Origin of the sequence: Agrobacterium tumefaciens (genome assembly GCF_013318015.2) — a bacterium.
Taxonomy (GTDB): domain Bacteria; phylum Pseudomonadota; class Alphaproteobacteria; order Rhizobiales; family Rhizobiaceae; genus Agrobacterium; species Agrobacterium tumefaciens.
This window is the reverse complement of record NZ_CP115843.1, coordinates 85,087-100,728: the sequence shown is the minus strand read 5'-3', so window position 1 is coordinate 100,728 and position 15,642 is coordinate 85,087. Positions and strand designations below refer to the sequence as shown.

Below are 15,642 nucleotides of genomic sequence, written 5' to 3'. Positions count from 1 at the left end.
ACGGACTGTGTCACCTTCCACAAGGATCTAGATCAAATAATCGCGTTAAGGCGTTCCCGCGTCATCTCTGCGGCCAGCGCCATCGCGCCAATGAAGTCAAAAGATGGCTCGCGCAACCATTGCATCTGCAGTCCGTCCGACGTTGCAAACAGCAGTGTCACAATGCGCAGGATGACCTCCTGTATTTCCTTGTCTTCGATCCCGGCAGCTTTTGCGATCGCGCCAGCGAAACCATGGCGAAGCAGATCGTATCGGCCGACGAAGAACGCGTGCGCGGGATGGCCTTGCGTCAGCGATTCACCTGTCATAACCGAAAAGAAGCGTACGAGATCGCGATCCTGCGCGTTGCGATGGGCTGCAGTGAGAACCTCATCGACGAAATGCCGTTCTCCCGACGCAACCGCCTCTATATCAGGACGACCTGCGTCGGCCGGGTAATAACGGCGCAATACGGCATCCAGGAGTTGTTCCTTGCCACCATAATGATGGTGAAGCGCCGATTGGACTACGCCTGCTCTTTTGGCAATCTGACTAAGAGAGGTGGCGCGATAGCCCGCTTCACCAAAGAGCTCGACGGCAGCCTTGAGAATCGCGGCCCGCGTTTGCTCGCCCTTTTCGGCATTTTTCTCGGCTCGCGGCATGTCGTATCCCTCAACTGACAGACGTAAATGCGTTGTCGTTGTCTACAGGCATGTATCACGCGATGTAAACGACTGAGTGTTCGGGATGTGAAACTGCGCTGAAGCCGCAAAGACAGATCGTTCGGACGGGTCGAGTTGCGGGGCGACATCAACCGGCGAGAATTTACGCGCCGCAAGGCGCGGGCCCATGATGGCATGGCGACCATAGGCTCAGGGCAGCCCGAAACGATGAACTGCCCTGCGATTGGAACAGACGACGCTTACGCGCTCTCCTCACCGAAAATTTTACCTGCCCCGGACCAGTCTGACGGCTCTACAGCTTCGAAAATTACGTAAATGTAGTTCGGGTCGGTCCCGGTATTCTTTACTATGCTTTCGGTAATCTCAGCAGCCACAGCCTTTTTTGCTTTGGCATCCTTGCCGCTGAACCAGCTCACACGTACGATCCGCCTCGTGCCCGATCACTGCCTAGAAGCCGTAACGGATCTAAGCTTCGTGCCGCGTGGAGCCGTCAGACGGAAAGTCAGGTTGATCCTTTCTCCCACCACCTTTCTGGTACGGGCCACACCATGTTGCCAATTGCGTTGCGTTGCGCCTGACATGATGAGTAAGCTACCGTGTTCCAGAACAAGACTGACGGTCTTTGAATGGTCGTCTCGGCGTCGCATGTCAAATCGGCGCTCAGCCCCGAGACTAATCGACGCGATAAGAGGCTCGGGTCCGAGTTCGGGTTCGTTGTCGGAATGCCAACCGATCGCATCGTCGCCACTTCGATAAAGGTTCGCCAGCATCGAATTGAACTTTGAGGCGCTGATTCCTTCGACATGTTGTCGTATCGTCTCCAGCAGCGGGGTGAAGGGGTGCGGCGTCAGCACATGCGCAAGTGTCGAATAAGTATGCACAACATCGCCATACCAACTGCTTAGCCGAGGTTGCGCGATGATGCGGTTCTCGATCTGGATGGAGTGCTGCTCCCAGACAATTTCACTGCGCAAACGATCGAATAGTTCGTCAGGCAAGATGCCCAAATCAGGTGTTGGGTTATAAACGACATGTGCACCCTCAAGGGATATTTCCCGGGTTTCGTTGAAGAGATCCATGTCTACTCCGTAATGATCACAATCTTGCCGCCCGCGGCGTTGGCTTCCATGCAAGCGTGCGCCTCGATAATCTGATCAAGGGTGAAAACTTTTCCAATCTTGACCGCAATTCTATTCGACGCCACCTCGTCCACCAGCTGCTGGAATGGCATCTCCATGAAATCGTCGGGCTCACCGCTGTAGATTGTCAACGCAACCCTATTCGGAATCGAATCCATGGGTGCAAAATCTTTCAAAACCCACTGGTTTCCTACCATACCAGCCATGCAGACGATTCCGTCACGATCCGTCACCTTCAGCGAATCTTCCAAGGTCGTCGCGCCTACCAACTCAAGTACCTTGTCAAACTTGTGAGGCCCGGCATGAATGTTGCCATCATCCACAATGACCCGTTGCGCGCCGCGATCCAGAAGAAGACCGGCGCGATCCTCGCTTCGCGTCGTCGCACTCACATGGGCACCGGCGCGTCTGGCCAGACCGATAGCCGCCATGCCGACGGACGTCGTCCCGCCACGGACGAGCAAGCGCTCACCCGCCTGAAGCTTCAACGCTGAAAACAAAGATCCCCATGCGGTTTGTAGCATCTCGGGAAGTGCGCCCAGCGTCTCCCAAGCCAGTGCGGTCTCGAGACGTTTCACCTGCCTTGACGGAACGCAGACATATTCGGCATAGCTGCCGTCAAACGCGCGGCCCATGCCGCCCATCACGGTCGCGACGATATCGCCCTGTAGGAACTCGCCTGTAGGAGCACTATCAATCATACCTACCGCCTCTATTCCCAGGATGCGTGGAAACTTGACGTTCGGCGAGTGACCTTGGCGCGTAAACAGTTCTGAGCGGTTGAGACCGAACGCCTTGACCTTGATCCTTACCCAGCCAGGCTGTGGATCGGGTATTTCGCGCGTTTCAATGACGAGCGCTTCCGGACCGCCTGGCATATGGATGACTGCTGCTTTCATTTGCATGATGTCGCTTTCTCCAACCACGGGCATCGATAGTTGCCGGACCGGGAACGATCTGACAACGACCACGTTTTGCTGCCGCAACTGCATGGTAACGCCAGCACAAGCGCAACGACCGGATATCCGAAACCGATCACCGCTCCACCGAGCGCTGCGCGAATGGTGTTGCCAACATCAAAGGCGCCGAGTACCACCGTCAGAACCAACAGAGATACATTCGGTGCCTGGCCCCTGATCAACGTGCCCACCGTCCTGCCTGTAGCGAGAGCACCAGCATTGCCGCAACGAAGACTGTTGCAGCATGAGTGATGTCATACAAGATCGGGGCGATACAGGTAAAGACCGTGAACATCGCGCTTGAACCCAATACGGTCAGCGCCAAAGCGGCCAGAACTGGGTTGCGCACGTTGAACATTCCCTGCTTTGACGTGTCTGGGTCGTCAGGCTTATCTACGCTGCCAGACGCTGTAGGGGCAAGGTCGTTTCGCAGGGTTGAGACCTCTCAGGCTACCGCGAATGACTTGGAAAAGCCCGCGACCGGCGACATGTAAACGGCGTTGAAGCCGTCCAGCTTGTCACGGATGTCCCGTGGTACGACACCGTATACGTAGAGATGCTCGATTTTGGCCAGTTCAAGAAAACGCTCTGCAAACGGAGCGAACGTCAGTTCAACATGCGGCAAAACGGCTTCGGCGCGGTATCGCTCGACAATATGGAACTGTCGCTGGTCCTCGCTTGCCGAATATTCGTAGATGAGCGTGCCGGCTTCATGTTTGGCAGCGGCGACAATATCGACAATCAGCTTCTTGAAATCGTCGACGTTGGCCGCCTCCAAAGAGAGGAAGTAGACGCAAGTAATATCGGTCATTCAGTTAGTCCTGTATAAATGTTGTGTCTTGTGGTCGGCAGTCAGGAAGGCAAGGTCCGCCCCCTGACTGCGGAGCGTGTCAGGACTTTTCTGGTTCTTCACCGAAAATCTTGCCAGCGCCTGCCCAATCGGAGGGCGCAACGTCTTCGAAGATGACGTAGATGTAGTTCGGATCCGTGCCGGTGTTTTTAACGATGCTCTCGGTAATTTCGGCGGCAACTGCCTTCTTTGCCTTGGCATCCTTACCACTGAACCAAGAAACGCGTACAACTGGCATAATGTATTCTCCTTCAAATTGACGGCGTCTGTCGGCCGTTGGTACAGCGAGCCGGTTGCTCGCGTTATCTCTCCAAAAACGATGCAAGATCGTTCGTGAATTTCGTCGGGTTTTTGAACGCGAGGAAATGATCGCCGTGTTCTTGCCCGGTGTAGACGTGCAGCTCTGATCCGGGGATCACGGATTGCATCCACTTCTGGCTCGCAACATTGTTGCTGTTTTCGCCGGTAAAGATTGCGGTCGGTATATTGATCTTGTGACTTATCACGTCGCGCCAGTCGTTCACCGCGTGATCGAACAGCACGAGGCTCATCATTTTCGGGTCGCTCTTGATGAACTCGCGAGCAAACGCTTCGGAGTTTTGAAACGCTGGCGAGTTATTTTCCTTGTAGCGGCGCATAGCGTTCATATCGACAACTTGATCGTTGGTCGGCGCCCCATTGAATGCTGCGATCATCCGCTCGGGCGAAGTCGTCATCCCGCCGGCTTCAAGTCGCCGTTTCTCTGACCAGTCCGCGTGCGTGTAAATTGAGACCGGCTCGTCGATGAAGGCAACCTTGCGGATATTCTTGGTACCGAACAGATCGATATAGCTCCAGATTACCGATGCTCCCATAGACCATCCAGTGAGGTCAACCTGCTCAACGCCAAGATGATCAACGAACTCCTTAAGATCCGCACCGAACCGGGCGATCCGCGTTCCATACTCGACGCTTTGAGACAGCCCCTGGTTACGGGGATCGATCACGTAAACATGGAATTTCTTGCTCAGGAGGTACATGACATTAACGAATTCAGCGCCGTTCGCCGACCAGCCAGGAACGAAGATCAGCGGCCGACCGCTACCAGCTTCCCAGTAGGAAATTTTCACCCCGTCCCCCGTCTGGAAACTATTGATCTGCAGGTCTTTGAAATCGGAGAGCTTCGCCGGGAGCCCTTCAAGTTTATTTGTGAAAACATAGTCCTTGCCGAGGACTTCAATCGCGGGAGCCCCAAAAGCGATGGTCGTAGACAAAAACACCGCTGAGAGTGTGCCCATAATCGAAAAAAATCTTGGCATTGTAGGATCTCCTTGCGCCGAGGACGGTAGGCCGAAAAGTGCCACATGTTGTCTCAAACAGAAAGATAATGTAAATCTGCATGCCGATAAACAGTCATAATTCTACGATCGGTAGAGGAAATTTCTACAATGCCACAGCTTGAACAGCTCAATGGGATTATAAGTTTCGTAGAAGCAGGGACGTTGCTAAGCTTCACGGCGGCGGCTGAGAAACTTGGTGTTACCAAGTCAGCCGTGGGCAAAAGCGTTGCTCGCTTGGAAGACCGGTTGGGCACAAAGCTCCTCCATCGCAGCACCCGGAAGCTTACGTTGACACCCGATGGTGAAGCGTATCTGGCAAGTTGCCGTCGCGCCTTGGAGGAAATAGGCAGCGTGGAACAAGTGCTTCTCGCCAAAAGTCAGCAGTTGGGCGGACGTCTCCGAGTCGATGCGCCCGCCGCGTGGGGACGGCAGGTTCTGTTACCTATATTGGCCAGAATCGCGAAAGAGCATCCAGGTCTTACATTGTCGCTTTCGCTGACAGACCGGATTATCGATCCCGTTGAGGAAGGAGTCGATCTTGCCATCAGGTTCGGCGAGACCAAAGACACAAACGGATTGATAACCCGCAAACTGGCCGAGCAGCGGGCAATGATCGTCGCGTCGCCGAACTACCTCAAAACCCGTGGAACACCCGTCTCCGTTGAGGATATACAACAACACGATTGCATTGTAGGTTTCCGTCGAGACATCCCGAATGCTTGGCGCGTGAGAAGTGCCGACGGGTCAGTGTACCGTATCACTCCCCCCGCAACACACGAAATCGGCGATGGCGCGGCAATTGTCGATGCTGCAGTCGCAGGCCTAGGACTTATACAGATGCCAAGCTCGCTGGTTGATGATCACATCAGGACCGGTCGTCTGAATAGTGTTCTCGATGAATTTACAGGCGCGAAAATCGAAATCTCAGCAATCTGGCCTTCAACCAGACACTTGCTACCGAGAGTGCGACACGTTGTTGAAGCACTGGCCAATGAAGGTCGTCGCGGTAGTCTCGGGACTTGATAGAGGGGCGAGCGCACGAAAGGGGATGTATAAAGTCCACGCTCTTCCTGAGGCCGATTATGCTAAGCCACCTGCGTCCTTGGCCAAAATGACGCATGCGCGATTTCCTGCTTTTGGGAACCCGCTTGAAGGTTGAACCTGGCGGGAGAGCTATCAAGGTCGACTCACTCATTAGCCAACTCGGATCCGGCAGCATTCATCTCTTCTAGGATTACGGCATTCCGTATCGTCCTCTGATCCATCGCGGTGTTGATCTGAGTTAGGCCCGGAGACTGCTCTTGCTCAGCCGTGGAATGCGCCGAAACAAAAAAGACCGGCAGGCAGTTGCCCACCGATCTCAACGTGATTTCGGCCTCTACAGCGCTCAGGGAGCCTTGCTGCCGCTTGCAGCGAACTCCTTGGGCAATGCAAAAGCAATAATATAATCCCCGAAATCCGGAGCCGAACGTGCACCGTTGGCGGTCACGACCACGTATTGCCGTCCATCTTCCGGCGACATGAATACGAGGGGCGTCGATCCTGCACCGACAGGCAGCGGGCTTTTCCAAATGACTTCGCCGGTCGCGACATCGACGGCTCGCAGATAGTAATCCGAAGTTGCAGAGAAGAACACCAAGCCTGACGCCGTCGGAGTAGCACCGCCAAGTGTCGGCATGCCGAGCTCGATGGGAAGATGCGTCTTGATTCCGAGCGGACCAAACTGTTCCGGCGTACCCATCGAACGATGCCACAGGACCTTCTGAGTATTCATGTCGGCGGCAGCCATCGTGCCGAACGGCGGCGTGGTGCAGGGTACTCCGAGGAAGGACTGAACGATTCCACGTTCAGCACCATACGGTGTTTCCTTCATAGGGACGACGCCTCCTGTGCTGTGCGATGCCTTGCCCGATGCCTTGGTGCGAGCGATTTCGTCCTCACGGCTCAGCAGGCGACCTTTCATCGCGACACGCATGTCGTTTACGATCATGATGTCACGGCTTTTGTCGATCGCCTGTCCGCCCCAGTTGGTCGTACCGTACCAGGACGGGTTCTGAAGATACCACTGCATCTGCGGGGGCGTGTAGTCGCCGACGTAGTACAGATCCTTAAACTGAATGCGGCAATTCAGCTGGTTGATGGGTGTGATACCCCACATGGTCCGTTCTGTTAGCACGTCGTCGCGGAAGGATGGCATCCCGACCGAGTAAGGCTGAGTCGGCGAAAGCCTTTCACCGGGCACGCCGTTTGTTGGTACCGGACGTTCCTCCACCGCAGTGATCGGTTTTCCAGTGCGGCGATCAAGGACGTAGATCTCCCCATTCTTGCCTGCCTGAATGAGAGCCGGGGTCCTTCCACCTTTACCGTCCGGCATTTCATAGAGAACCGGCTTGGACGGTAGGTCGAGGTCCCAGACATCGTGGTGGACAAGCTGGAAGGTCCAGCGTTCTTCGCCTGTCGTCGCATCGACAGCGACGACAGACGATCCGACACGATCGGTTTGCGCCGAGCGCTGACCGCCGAAAAGATCTGGCGTACCGTTCCCGGTCGGCAGATAGACCATGTTGAGATTTGGGTCATAGCTTGGTGTCGCCCACATGTTCGGCGTGCTACGCGTATAACTCTTACCCTCAGCTGGCGGGTTGGGCTGACCTGGTCGGCCGACGTCCCATGCCCAAACAAACCGACCGGTGATTGCGTTGAACGCGCGCACGACGCCCGAGGGCTCGTCAGCTGACTGGTTGTCCATCACCCAACCGCCGATGATGAGGTTTTCGCCAGCCAAAAGCGGGCCAGACGTTGGATTATAGAAGCCGGGAATGACTGCCCCCATGCCGGCTGCGAGAAATACGGTGCCTTTTTCGCCGAAAGTTTCGACCGGCTTGCCGCTCGCAGCGTCAAGGGCGATCAAACGCATGTCACCTGTCGTTACATAGAGACGCTTCTTGCCTGGCGCATCGTCGGCAAGACTTGGAATTTCGTAATACGCGAGCGACCGGCATCCAGTGCGCGGTCGCGTCAGGCTTCACCCCTGGGTCAAAATGCCAAAGCTTTTCGCCCGTGTCGCCACGCACGGCAAAGACTTGGTTGGTCGGTGTGCAGGGATAAAGAATATTGCCGATCTGTAGCGGCGTGTTCTGGTTTTCACTGCCGTTTCCGGTGATGTCACCTGTGTGGAAGGTCCATGCAACCTCAAGATTCTTGACGTTTTCAGCGTTAATCTGGCTGTATGGCGCAAACTGTTCACCAGCAGGAGTACGACCGAAGCCGACCCACTGATCCGGCTCGTTCTCGGGCTTGTAATCGGCAGCAATGGCTGGCTTCGTTGTCGGCTTTACATGTTGGTTCCAGATTGAATGCAACGTTGGTCGGAAATCTACACCCCGTTCCGTTCAAGTGCCAATATATGTCGGCTGAACATCTCTTTTGGCGTCTGAAACCCCAGGCATTTGCGTGGCGTGTTATTTAGTCGATCACACAGGGAGCGAATTTCTTGGTTGGTAACCTCAAGCACGATCGTCTCTGCGGGCAAATATCGGCGAACACGCTTGTTGGTGTTTTCAACGGTTCCTTTTTGCCACGGCGATTGCGGGTCGCAGAACCAGGTCTGGGTGCCGATACTCGCCTGCAGATAAGGCCAGTCTGTGAACTCCGTGCCCCGATCGAAGGTGATCGAACGGCGGGCGAGATGGGGCAGGGCCTGGAGTGCTTGGACAAGGCCATTCATAACTGGCCGGGACTGCCGATCGTTGTTGCGCAGGAAGATGGCGAAACGGCTCACGCGCTCGACAAGCGATGTCACATTGGCTTTTCCGAACTTCTTGCGGAACTGAATGAGATCGCATTCCCAATGCCCGAACTGCTTTCGACCAGCAACAGCATCGGGGCGGCGTAGAATGTTGAGCTCCGGGCTAAACCTTTGGCCATGCTTGCGTCGTGCATGTCGCGGACGTCGTCGAGCTCGATGCTCAGGCAGGTGTCGCCAAAGCTTGATCGCTTGGCCGTCGGACGAATATGCGAACTTGTAGATCGTTTCGTGACTGACCGAGATTGGATGCCGTTCCAGACGCATCCGACCAGCGATCTGCTGTGGCGACCAGCCATGAATGATCCGGTCGATGACCGATTGCCGCACATGTGAGAAGCGCACTAGCTTGCGGAGTTTCGCACGTCGTTCACACGACATGTCGTGCGCAGTCACGCAGTAATAGCCGGTTAGATCCGGCACCACCTTGTCGACAAAAGTGTTGCGTTTGATCTCACGAAAGATCGTCGAGCGATGCCGGCCGAGCTGCTCTGCGATCGCACCAACACTCAGCCCGGCCGTTCGCCAGCGGGCGATTTTCCGACGTTCATCGAGATCGATGTGGGAGTAGGAGCGTTCCATTGCATCTTCCTTGTGACTGATAACCCATTGGTATCATTCGCAAGTCGCACTTCAAGCTTGAACCCACCCCGGCTACATACCATGTGGCGGCAAGGTTGAAATGTCGCGAATCGTGCAAAGTTAAAATGTCATCTGTCGCTCTGCCAGCCAGTTAGAAATGCGACACTGGCTCAAACAATCAGCCCCCGACCGGACCGGCTGGGCCGGGTTGCAAGGGTAGGGAGGGGGCGGGTGATTGAACACACCCTTCGGCTTTAGCTTTCTTACTCCAAAGCACTTTTCGTCGGGGCATGGTCAGCCGTTGACAGCGCCATAAGCTACAATCAGATTCACCTTGGCTTCGCCAGATGAGAGGGAAGGGCATGATAGATGGGCTTGAGAACTGGAGAGAGATCGACCATCGCGAACGCGCGCTCCTAATGCATCTGCTGCGAGGTGACTTTCAAGGGAAAGCGGAAATCCTGGAGCAGATGAGCTCCGTGGAAGTGATGCGCATCAGCCCTACCGGGAGCCTAAAGCTTCGCAGTCAAGGGCCGTTGGCGATCGTGAAGGACAGCGACGCCCCTTCGCCTAGACCAAACGACCATATACCCATCGAGAGCTTTTACGACGATGAAGCTCCAAACCAGAAAAGTATCGTTCGCATCGCCAGACTTGTGCGATTGGCGCTGCACGTAACCAATGGCAGAATCTCCGAGCTTGAAGTTTACAAGGAAGATGGAAGCCCAATCCGGACAGATCCATATGAAGTCGATCTGTCGAAAGTCCATTTTTACTGAAAAGCCAGTTGTTTACACGGCAGAAGTGGGTGCGGCCTTCACTCAGCCGCATCCATTTGAGCAAGAGCCTTTTGCCGTCTCGCAATGACGTCCGGATCATTCATGAAATCCGTGCGCGGACCGGGTTTGCGGCCTCTCGGCTTGTAGCCGATTTTCTCACTGTTGGTCTTTGGCGCAGGTGCGTGGTCTTGATCTTGCTTCTCTTTGATGTAGGCGAGTACTTCGCCGAGACGCTTGTTCTCGACCACAGCCGCATGGGTCACGCGCTGGTCCTTGTCGAAGATCTTGTAAGGCAACGAGTGACCTTTCCATCGAATATCCAGTCGACCATCAACGTAAGCGAATGTCTCGACATACTTTCCAACCAGGCCGCGCGTGACGTCGTTCTCCTCAAGCATGATGCGTTTGCGCTCATAGGAGAATGAAAGCTGTGCGCCGACGTGTCTTTGCTCGCGTTTGCAAAGCACGTCATTCAGCCTGCTTGGCGCCAGATTGACAGGCCGATGGAGGTTGTCGGGGCGGGTAGGGGTCACCGCAAAGCGGTCATTGTATCGCTCGATGAAGGCTGGCAGAAACGCATTGCCGGTCTCCATGTCACTGATATTGGCAAGCCTCAATTCCTTGACCAGCCGATCCTGCAATGTCCTGTTCATACGCTCGACGCGTCCCTTGGCCTGGCTGGAATTGGCGCAAAGAATCTCGATGTGCAGCTCCGATAGCGCGCGACCAAACTGCGTCATGCCTTGCCCGCCCTTGGCGTCTTTCCGGGCGACACGAAAAACGGAATGTTTGTCGGAGTAAAAGGCGATAGGTGCGCCATGCTCTTCAAGGTAAAGCGAAAGCGCCTCGAAATAGGTAAAAGCGCTCTCCGATCGAACAAACCGCAGCTGCATCAGCTTTCCGGTCGCATCGTCGACGAAGACCAGCAGAGAGCACGCAGGGCCACGGTTCTCAAACCAGCGGTGCTCGGAGCCGTCGATCTGCACCAGTTCACCATAAGCCTCGCGCCGCAACCGCGGCTGATGAAACGCCCGCCGCTGTTTTCTCGAAAGCCAGATGCCAGCATCCTGCATCCACTTACGCAGCGTCTCACGCGAGACTGTGACGCCATGCTCTTCCTGAAGCTTCTCGGCCGCCAGCGTTGGCCCGAAATCAAGGTAGCGTTCGCGCACCAGAATCAAAACGTAATCGCGGACGCCGGTGGCGATTTTATTGTTCGACGGGCGACCAATTGCCTTGTGTCTGATCGAGGCAGCGCCGGTAGCCTCAATACGACCAATCAGTCTCTGAACATGCCGGTCGCTGATTGCCAGCACATGCGCCGCTGCGACGATAGTCATGCGGCCATCAACGACTTTCGACAAAACCTCGATCCGCTGCAAATCGCGCTCGCTCATCGTGATCAATCCCATCCGCAATCTCCCCGGTATCATTCAGATCCGGGGAGTGTGACATTCCAACTTTGCGGAAACAGGACACTTTAACTTTGCGGCTACATACCAAAATTGCATAAGCATATTTATGGAACTTGGAACGGCGCGCCAAAACCAATTTCGCCCGGTGCAAACCATCCTGATACCTCCCATCTTCTTTGCTTGCCCACTCATGATGCGGACCCATACGCATCACCCTTGGGCTCTTTTGGGTCAAATCCTTTGGTCAGTCCGGCACTCAATCCGTGCCCCCTGAAAAGCTAGGGGTGCGCTTCTCGAAGAAGGCATTCAGTCCCTCGGCAAAATCCGGCGTCTTCGCAGCCTTGCCCTGGAGATCTCTCTCAAGGTTAAGCTGAGCAGTCAGGTCGTTCGTCGCCGATGCGGCGAGGGCCTTCTTGAGCAGGCCGAACGTTTCGGTTGGTTGCTCGGCAAGATATTCGGCAAGTGCGACTGCTTCCGACATGAGATCCGCATCCGGAACAGCACGCCAGATCATCCCCCAGTTTTCAGCTTGCTGCGCCTCAACCGGCTTCGCGAGGAGCGCGAGCGCGCGGGCGCGGGCATCGCCGATCAGCCGCGGAAGAAGCCAGGTGCCACCGCAATCAGGGATGAGCGCGATCTTGGCGAAAGCCTGGATGAACTTCGCGGAGTGCCCGGCAAGGACGATGTCGCAGGCGAGTGCGAGATTGGCGCCCCCGCCGGCGGCAACGCCGTTGACCGCGCAAATGACCGGTTTCGGCATCGAACGGAGCAGCAACACCAGTGGATTATAAAGCCGCTCCATGATGTCCGCGAGGTCGAGGGTTGGTGCACCCGAACCAGGCATACAGTCGGCGAGATCCTGCCCAGCACAAAACCCACGGCCCGCGCCGGTGATCAACACGGCACGACACGAGACGTCTGCCGACAGAGCCTCAATAACGGTGGTCAGTTGCTGCAGCATTGGCTCGTTAAGGGCGTTCAGACGGTCGGGCCTATTGAGTGTGACCCGGCTCCAACCCCCGTGCTTTGTCAGCAAAACCAGCTCTGTCATATCGTTCTCCAGTTGTTTGGAATTTCCAATCTTGCAAGATGTGAAGATCTGTTCCCGCTAGGCATGATTTATTTTCGCTCCGGGCTTTACCTTGCCAGTCGGCACCGACACCGCCATCGCTGGGGATATAGATTTGCTGATCAATGTCCGCCCTGCTCCTATGCTGACGGGAGTCTCCCGGAAAAGACGGACTCAATCGCAAGTGTGAGCTTCGACGTCACAGTCTCCACATCCGTCAGTCCATCGATCTCAACCAATTTGGCTTGGCTGCGATAAAACTCCGACAAGGGCGCGCCGTGCGCGAGATAGGCTTCGACCCGCTTTCGCAGCGCATTTTCGTTGTCATCGGAACGGATTTCTTGTTTGGCGGCTGCGGCATCGGTGGCCCTCTTTGCAATACGCTGCCGAAGGTGCTCGATGTCGACGACGAGCTCGAAGGCGATATCCACTTTCACACCGGCTTCCTTGAGGATGACATCGAGTGTGAGAGCCTGCTCGATCGTCCGGGGAAAACCGTCGAGGATAAAGCCACCTTGCACATCGGGCTTTGCGAGCCTCTCCTTGACGCAGCCAGTGATGGTGGCATCGTCGACCAAAGCGCCGCTATCGACGGCAGCCTTTGCCTGAAGACCCAGAGGCGTCGCATCGCGTATGGCAGCGCGCAGGATATCGCCGGTCGAGAGATGGGGAATTCTGAAGGCGAGTGCCAGCCGGGACGACTGTGTTCCCTTGCCAGCGCCGGGTGGTCCGAGCATTACGATATGCATCCTTGTCTCCAATCAATTTCTGCGACTATTTCCGACCTTGAAGCCGGACGTGAACGAAGAGCTCTTCCAGATAAAGCGTTATGCTCATCGCCTCCTACATGCTCACATAAACGAGGCCTTCACCGCCCTGGGGCGGTGCCCAGTTGATATTCTGGTTGGGATATTTGATGTCGCAGGTCTTGCAGTGAAACGCAGTTCTGGGCGTTGATGACGAACTGCACATCTTTCGCCTTGCCCGCGTCCTTCAGACGCAGAGCCTCCTCGACGGAAATCTCGTCGAACGGGTTCATCGACATCTTCACGTTCGTAAGCTCCACACCCGTGCCGTCCGATTTGACACGGATCTTCACGTTGTAGTCGACGACGCGCTTAACAGCGACGAGCGGCTTCACCTGCTTTTTCCTTCCTGTACCTTGCGGAGACGATGAGCCTCCGCGTCTGACTGTTATTCTCGAGGCTCCGGCAAACGCTCGTTCGCTCGCAGCTTCCAGACGGCGCCGACAATTCCCTCCCTGAACATCAGGACACAGACGATGAACGTCGCACCCTGAATGGCCGTGACCCACGAGCCGCTCTCGGCGAGATAGGTCTGCATCGCGACGATGATGATGGCCCCGACTACGGGACCCAGCGTCGTGCCGAGACCGCCGATCAGCGTCATCAGCACCACCTCACCGGACATCGTCCAGTGGACGTCCGTCAGCGATGCGAGCTGGAACACCAGTGCCTTGGTCGCGCCTGCGAGGCCAGCGATCGCAGCTGACAACACGAAGGCAAGATGCTTGTAGCGATTAGAATCGTAGCCCAGGGAGATCGCACGGTTCTCGTTGTCGCGAATGGCCTTCAGGGTCTGGCCGAACGGTGATTCGACCGCACGGTGCAGAACAGCAAGGCCGACCAGGAAAACCGCAACAACGAAGGCATACATCGCCATCGTGTTGTTGAGATCGATGATGCCAAACAGAAACCCGCGGGGAATTCCCTGCATGCCATTCTCCCCACCGGTGAGCGGGGCCTGTACCGCGAAGAAGTAGACCATCTGCGCCAGCGCCAGCGTGACCATGGCGAAGTAGATGCCATGGCGACGGATAGCGATCGCACCGATCACGTAGCCCAGCAGTCCGGCACCCACAGTCCCGACGAGGACACTGAGTTCCGGGGTAAGACCCAGGTCCCGCGCCGCGTAACCACAGAGATAGGCTGCGGAGCCGAAGAAGGCAGCATGTCCGAAGGACAAGAGCCCGCCATAGCCGATCAGAAGATTGAACGCACAGGCGAAGAGTGCAAAGCACAAGGCTTTCATCAAGAAGACCGGATAGACGACGTACGGCGCAATGGCAAGCACGGCCGCCGCGAGGATGAAAATCGCGATCCGGCGAGAAAGGCGGCCACTGTGCCGTGACAAGGGACGCGTCTTGGTGGTGTTCATACGGCCCTCCCGAACAGACCAGTGGGTTTCACGAGCAGCACGATGGCCATGACGACAAAGATGACGGTGCTGGACGCTTCAGGGTAAAAGACCTTCGTTAATCCCTCGATGAGTCCGAGACCAAAGCCTGAGACGATGGCACCGAGAATCGAGCCCATGCCGCCAATGACGACGACGGCGAACACAACAATAATGATGTTGGAGCCCATGACAGGGCTTACCTGATAGATGGGGGCAGCCATTACGCCGGCAAGCGCCGCCAGTGCAACCCCAAACGCATAGGTGAGTGTGATCATCAACGGCACGTTGATGCCGAAAGCTTGCACGAGCTTCGGGTTCTCTGTCGCGGCGCGCAGATAGGAGCCTAATCGCGTTTTTTCGATCAGGAACCAGGTCGCGAAACATATGAAGAGAGAGGCGACCAGCACCCAGGCCCGATAGTTCGGGAGAAAGATGAAGCCAAGGTTCTGAACGCCCTGAAGCTGCGCGGGGATCGGGTAGGCAAGCCCCGACACGCCAAACTGGTTCCGGAAAACGCCTTCGATCAGAAGAGCGGTGCCGAAGGTAAGAAGAAGGCCATAGATATGGTCCAGCTTGTAAATGCGGCGGAGCATATAGCGCTCCATGGCGACCGCGAGCACGCCCACGATAAACGGAGAAAGGATTAGCGCACCCCAATAGTTGACGCCGAGATAGTTGAGCAGGAGCCACGCGGCGAAGGCGCCGAGCATGTAGAGCGCGCCATGCGCGAAGTTGATGATATTGAGCAGGCCGAAGATGATCGCAAGACCGAGACTTAGGAGTGCATAGAAGGCGCCGTTGATGAGCCCGATCAGGATCTGGCCGAGCAGCGCCTGCATGGGAATGCCAAGGATAGTCGTCATG

General features: G+C 56.0%; 18 protein-coding genes and 2 pseudogenes. 2 read left to right on the top strand and 18 right to left on the bottom strand.

Annotated elements, in window-relative coordinates:
• Positions 1 to 32: 32 nt before the first annotated feature.
• The 8 genes from G6L97_RS23690 to G6L97_RS23655 form a co-directional block, all read right to left on the bottom strand.
• Positions 33 to 641, bottom strand: coding sequence for a TetR/AcrR family transcriptional regulator (locus G6L97_RS23690; protein ID WP_065705949.1), 609 nt, complete (start codon positions 639 to 641; stop codon positions 33 to 35).
• 260 nt (positions 642 to 901) lie between these two features.
• A complete protein-coding gene (locus G6L97_RS23685; RefSeq protein WP_211390064.1) occupies positions 902 to 1,087 on the bottom strand; it encodes a tautomerase family protein in 186 nt (61 codons plus the stop codon).
• Between the two features lie 15 nt (positions 1,088 to 1,102).
• Complete coding sequence (locus G6L97_RS23680; protein ID WP_174003965.1) at positions 1,103 to 1,741, bottom strand: alpha-ketoglutarate-dependent dioxygenase AlkB family protein; 639 nt, start codon at positions 1,739 to 1,741, stop codon at positions 1,103 to 1,105.
• A 2-nt stretch (positions 1,742 to 1,743) separates the two neighbouring features.
• Entirely contained in the window at positions 1,744 to 2,793 is a 1,050-nt protein-coding gene (locus tag G6L97_RS23675) for a zinc-binding alcohol dehydrogenase family protein (RefSeq protein WP_236762743.1), read from the bottom strand.
• A 145-nt stretch (positions 2,794 to 2,938) separates the two neighbouring features.
• Complete coding sequence (locus G6L97_RS28250) at positions 2,939 to 3,118, bottom strand: hypothetical protein (RefSeq protein ID WP_065705942.1); 180 nt, start codon at positions 3,116 to 3,118, stop codon at positions 2,939 to 2,941.
• 87 nt (positions 3,119 to 3,205) lie between these two features.
• On the bottom strand, positions 3,206 to 3,571 hold the full coding sequence (locus tag G6L97_RS23665) for a putative quinol monooxygenase (RefSeq protein ID WP_141194002.1): 366 nt from the start codon (positions 3,569 to 3,571) through the stop codon (positions 3,206 to 3,208).
• A gap of 79 nt (positions 3,572 to 3,650) precedes the next feature.
• Entirely contained in the window at positions 3,651 to 3,848 is a 198-nt protein-coding gene (locus G6L97_RS23660) for a tautomerase family protein (protein ID WP_065705938.1), read from the bottom strand.
• A 64-nt stretch (positions 3,849 to 3,912) separates the two neighbouring features.
• Positions 3,913 to 4,908 (bottom strand): alpha/beta fold hydrolase, encoded by a 996-nt coding sequence (locus G6L97_RS23655; RefSeq protein WP_083211735.1) that lies wholly within the window; start codon positions 4,906 to 4,908, stop codon positions 3,913 to 3,915.
• Positions 4,909 to 5,037: 129 nt separating this feature from the next.
• Here G6L97_RS23655 and G6L97_RS23650 point away from each other — a divergent pair, with 129 nt between their 5' ends.
• Positions 5,038 to 5,952 carry a LysR substrate-binding domain-containing protein gene (locus G6L97_RS23650; protein ID WP_141194001.1) on the top strand — a complete coding sequence of 305 codons (915 nt, stop codon included), beginning with the start codon at positions 5,038 to 5,040 and terminating at the stop codon, positions 5,950 to 5,952.
• A gap of 364 nt (positions 5,953 to 6,316) precedes the next feature.
• Here the strand turns inward: G6L97_RS23650 and G6L97_RS23645 are convergent, their stop codons facing one another.
• The 3 genes from G6L97_RS23645 to G6L97_RS23635 are packed head-to-tail and all read right to left on the bottom strand — an operon-like array spanning position 6,317 to position 9,316.
• Entirely contained in the window at positions 6,317 to 7,906 is a 1,590-nt protein-coding gene (locus G6L97_RS23645) for an outer membrane protein assembly factor BamB family protein (RefSeq protein WP_456151980.1), read from the bottom strand.
• Positions 7,848 to 8,291: a hypothetical protein gene (locus G6L97_RS23640; RefSeq protein ID WP_211391368.1), complete on the bottom strand. Its 444-nt coding sequence runs from the start codon at positions 8,289 to 8,291 to the stop codon at positions 7,848 to 7,850. Before G6L97_RS23640 ends, G6L97_RS23645 begins: the two co-directional genes overlap by 59 nt.
• A gap of 14 nt (positions 8,292 to 8,305) precedes the next feature.
• Positions 8,306 to 9,316, bottom strand: a complete 1,011-nt coding sequence (locus G6L97_RS23635; protein ID WP_174003963.1) for an IS30 family transposase — start codon at positions 9,314 to 9,316, stop codon at positions 8,306 to 8,308.
• A 362-nt stretch (positions 9,317 to 9,678) separates the two neighbouring features.
• On the opposite strand from G6L97_RS23635, the gene G6L97_RS23630 reads away from it, so the two are divergent.
• Positions 9,679 to 10,095: a hypothetical protein gene (locus G6L97_RS23630; RefSeq protein ID WP_013637588.1), complete on the top strand. Its 417-nt coding sequence runs from the start codon at positions 9,679 to 9,681 to the stop codon at positions 10,093 to 10,095.
• Positions 10,096 to 10,133: 38 nt separating this feature from the next.
• On the opposite strand, the gene G6L97_RS23625 is transcribed toward G6L97_RS23630, so the two are convergent.
• The 7 genes and pseudogenes from G6L97_RS23625 to G6L97_RS23595 all read right to left on the bottom strand — a co-directional run bounded on the left by G6L97_RS23625 (position 10,134) and on the right by G6L97_RS23595 (position 15,641).
• Positions 10,134 to 11,507, bottom strand: coding sequence for an ISNCY family transposase (locus G6L97_RS23625; RefSeq protein WP_112402038.1), 1,374 nt, complete (start codon positions 11,505 to 11,507; stop codon positions 10,134 to 10,136).
• A 259-nt stretch (positions 11,508 to 11,766) separates the two neighbouring features.
• Positions 11,767 to 12,561: a 2-(1,2-epoxy-1,2-dihydrophenyl)acetyl-CoA isomerase PaaG gene (gene paaG, locus G6L97_RS23620; protein ID WP_174003960.1), complete on the bottom strand. Its 795-nt coding sequence runs from the start codon at positions 12,559 to 12,561 to the stop codon at positions 11,767 to 11,769.
• 158 nt (positions 12,562 to 12,719) lie between these two features.
• Positions 12,720 to 13,328, bottom strand: coding sequence for an adenylate kinase (locus tag G6L97_RS23615; RefSeq protein ID WP_174003958.1), 609 nt, complete (start codon positions 13,326 to 13,328; stop codon positions 12,720 to 12,722).
• Positions 13,329 to 13,422: 94 nt separating this feature from the next.
• A pseudogene (locus tag G6L97_RS23610) lies at positions 13,423 to 13,555 on the bottom strand (4Fe-4S dicluster domain-containing protein); the annotation flags it as partial.
• A pseudogene (locus tag G6L97_RS23605) lies at positions 13,538 to 13,720 on the bottom strand (electron transfer flavoprotein subunit beta/FixA family protein); the annotation flags it as partial. The pseudogenes G6L97_RS23610 and G6L97_RS23605, both read right to left, overlap by 18 nt.
• A 53-nt stretch (positions 13,721 to 13,773) precedes the next feature.
• Positions 13,774 to 14,757 (bottom strand): branched-chain amino acid ABC transporter permease, encoded by a 984-nt coding sequence (locus G6L97_RS23600; protein WP_174003956.1) that lies wholly within the window; start codon positions 14,755 to 14,757, stop codon positions 13,774 to 13,776.
• Positions 14,754 to 15,641, bottom strand: a complete 888-nt coding sequence (locus tag G6L97_RS23595; RefSeq protein ID WP_174003954.1) for a branched-chain amino acid ABC transporter permease — start codon at positions 15,639 to 15,641, stop codon at positions 14,754 to 14,756. The genes G6L97_RS23600 and G6L97_RS23595 overlap by 4 nt, the downstream gene beginning before the upstream one ends.
• Position 15,642 lies beyond the last annotated feature (1 nt).